The organism is Desulfuromonas sp., assembly GCA_002869615.1.
GTDB lineage: Bacteria > Desulfobacterota > Desulfuromonadia > Desulfuromonadales > UBA2294 > BM707.
Map to the genome: position 1 here is coordinate 1 of PKUH01000121.1, position 3271 is coordinate 3271.

Consider the following 3271-nt stretch of genomic DNA (forward strand, 5'->3'; position numbering starts at 1 on the left):
CAAGAAAAAACTTTTCCCAAAAATTGGAGGAGAAACCATGTTCCAAGGATCGATGGTCGCCATCGTCACCCCCTTTAAGGCCGACGGCAGTTTTGACGAGGAAGCCTTCCGCCAGTTGATCGAATTCCAGATCGAGAGCGGAACCGATGTCATCGTCCCGTGCGGCACCACCGGTGAATCTGCTACACTCGATTTCAAAGAACACGACTACGTTATCAAAACCTGTATCGATCAGGTCAAAAAGCGGGTTCAGGTCATTGCCGGCACCGGCGCCAACAATACAGCCGAAGCGATCCATCTGTCGCTTAACGCCAGACAGATGGGCGCTGACGGTCTGTTGCTGGTCTGCCCTTATTACAATAAGCCGTCACAGGAAGGGATTTACCAACACTACAAAAAGCTTTCCGAGGAAGTCGCTCTTCCGCAGGTATTATACAATGTCCCGGGTCGGACCGGAGTCAATATGACCTCTGACACGACGGTCCGCCTGTCCGAATTTGACAACATTGTTGCGATAAAGGAAGCTTCCGGAAGCCTGACCCAGGTGTCGGAGATTCTGGCCAGAGCCGGAGAAAAAATAGATGTCCTTTCGGGCGACGATTTCCTGACCTTTCCGATGATGGCCTGCGGAGCGAAAGGGGTTATCTCGGTGTCTGCCAACGCCATCCCGGAACGGGTCAAGGCAATGACAGCCGCGGCGCTTGACGGCAAGTGGGACCAGGCACGCAAGATGCACCTGGCACTGCTCGAGTTTCATACCGCCATGTTCATCGAATCAAATCCGGTACCGGTCAAGACAACTCTGGAATTGATGGGCAAAATAAGGTCCGACGTTCGCCAGCCGCTTGTTGCCATGGGTGATGACACCCTGGCCAAGTTGAAGGACGTTCTTAAGAGATATCAGGTCATCTGAGGAAAATCGTTATGACGCGTATTGCAGTCACTGGAGCGGCCGGCCGCATGGGTGGTCGCATTATCACCCTGGTTACCGAAGCCGCGGGCCTCGAAATCGCTGGTGCGGTTGAAGCTACAGGCCACCCGCGGATCGGCGAGGATGCAGGATACGTTGCCGGTTGCGGTGATCTTGGCGTCAAGATCACCGGATCGCTTGAAGAGGCACTGGCCAAGGCCGACGTGCTGATTGATTTCACCTGGCCGGAAGTCACCCTGGCCAATATTGCCACTTGTGAAAAGCTCGGCAAGAAAATGGTTGTCGGCACCACCGGACTCACGCCGGAACAACGCGAGGTTATTTTCAAGGCAGCAGAAAACATTCCGGTGGTCTTTGCCCCGAACATGTCGGTCGGCGTCAATGTCTGCTTCAAGATCCTGAAGGATATTGCTAAAACCCTCGGCGACGGATTTGATGTCGAGATTGTCGAGCTGCATCACAACAAGAAGAAAGACTCACCCTCGGGAACCGCCGTTAAAATGGGTGAAATCGTTGCCGATGCCCTAGACCGTAACTACGACCAGGTTGCCAACTATCACCGTCAGGGAATGTGCGGAGAACGGACCAGGGATGAAATCGGCATGCAGACCGTTCGTGGCGGTGATATCGTCGGCGAGCATACCGTCTACTTTGTCGGCATGGGTGAACGCATCGAGTTGACCCACCGGGCCATGAGTCGGGACATGTTTGCCCGTGGAGCCGTTCGTGCCGCCGGCTGGCTCGACGACAAGGGGCCGGGACTCTACGATATGCAGAAAGTATTGGGACTGGAATGATTTCTGGTGTTCGACTTGTTCAATTGGTTTAAATCGTTCAAATGGTTCATGTCCTTAACCGATGCAACCCAATCAAACAAATACAACCAATTAAACAATTATTGGAGGTTTTTTTAAATGGCTCGTATCAATGATTCTTATTTGAAATTGCAGGCAGGTTATCTATTTCCGGAAATCGGCCGGCGTGTTTCCGAGTTCACCAACGCTAACCCGGACGCTCAGGTGATCCGCCTCGGCATCGGTGATGTGACCCGGCCGCTGGTGCCGGCGGTCCTCAAAGCATTCCACGAAGGCGTCGACGATCTCGGCCAGGGAGACACCTTTCACGGTTACGGTCCGGAGCAGGGCTATTCCTGGCTCGCTGAAGTCATTGCCGAAAAAGCCTATAAGCCGCTCGGGGTCGACCTGAAAACCAGCGAAATCTTTATTTCTGACGGTTCGAAGTGCGCCAGCGCCAATATCCTCGATATTTTTGACCTCGGCAACACCGTAGCGATCGGCGACCCGGTCTACCCGGTCTATAACGACACCAATGTCATGGTCGGACGTACCGGTGCCGCCGACGATAAAGGCTATTACGAGGGCATCGTTTATATGCCGGCGACCGAAGAAAACAACTTCAACCCCGAGTTCCCCCGGGAGAAGGTCGATATTATCTATCTCTGCTTTCCGAACAATCCGACCGGCACTGTCGCAACCAGGGAACAGCTCAAGGGCTGGGTCGATTATGCCCGGGCCAACGATTCGGTTATTTTCTTTGATGCCGCCTATGAAGCATTCATCACCGAGGATGGTATCCCGCATTCGATTTACGAAATAGAGGGTGCTAAAGAGTGCGCGATCGAAATCCGCTCGTTCTCCAAGACCGCCGGTTTCACCGGCGTCCGTTGCGGTTTCATCGTCGTCCCGGAAGAGTTGACTGGAACAACCGCCAAGGGAGAAAAGTACAGCCTCAACAAGCTCTGGAGCAGACGGACCTCGACCAAATTCAACGGCGCCTCCTACCCGGTACAGAAAGCTGCCGCCGCCGTCTATTCGGATGAAGGCTGGAAGCAGGTCAAGGAAGTGATCGACTATTACATGGAGAACGCCCGCATTATCCGTGAAGGTCTGACCGAAGCCGGCATCACCTGCTTTGGCGGCGTCAACGCCCCATATATCTGGCTTAAAACCCCGGAAGGCATGAGCAGTTGGGACTTCTTCGACAAGTTACTTAACGAATGCCATGTCGTCGGCACCCCGGGCAGCGGTTTCGGCCCATCGGGTGAAGGCTACTTCCGGCTCTCGGCTTTCGGTGACCGCGCCAACGTTGAAACTGCGGTCCAGAGAATCCGCGACAAATGGGGAAAATAATCATAAAAAAACCCAGGGGCGGCCTTAAGGCCGCCCCTTTTTTTTGGTTCATCGCACTTTACCGGGAATTAGTGGTGCGTACTCAAAATCTGCCACACTTTTTAACCGCACCCGAAAAACATAAAGCGGGTTCGCCGGTATCGCCCGGCACGCTCCTTATCTTTTTTGCCTGTCCTGAGCCAGCCGAAGG

General features: G+C 53.9%; 3 protein-coding genes. All 3 read left to right on the top strand.

Features of this window, described 5'->3' with window-relative positions:
* Positions 1–37: 37 nt before the first annotated feature.
* The 3 genes from C0623_14820 to C0623_14830 all read left to right on the top strand — a co-directional run bounded on the left by C0623_14820 (position 38) and on the right by C0623_14830 (position 3081).
* Entirely contained in the window at positions 38–913 is an 876-nt protein-coding gene (locus C0623_14820; protein ID PLX97650.1) for a 4-hydroxy-tetrahydrodipicolinate synthase, read from the top strand.
* Between the two features lie 11 nt (positions 914–924).
* Positions 925–1728, top strand: coding sequence for a 4-hydroxy-tetrahydrodipicolinate reductase (locus C0623_14825; protein ID PLX97648.1), 804 nt, complete (start codon positions 925–927; stop codon positions 1726–1728).
* A 117-nt stretch (positions 1729–1845) separates the two neighbouring features.
* Positions 1846–3081: an LL-diaminopimelate aminotransferase gene (locus C0623_14830; protein PLX97649.1), complete on the top strand. Its 1236-nt coding sequence runs from the start codon at positions 1846–1848 to the stop codon at positions 3079–3081.
* Positions 3082–3271 lie beyond the last annotated feature (190 nt).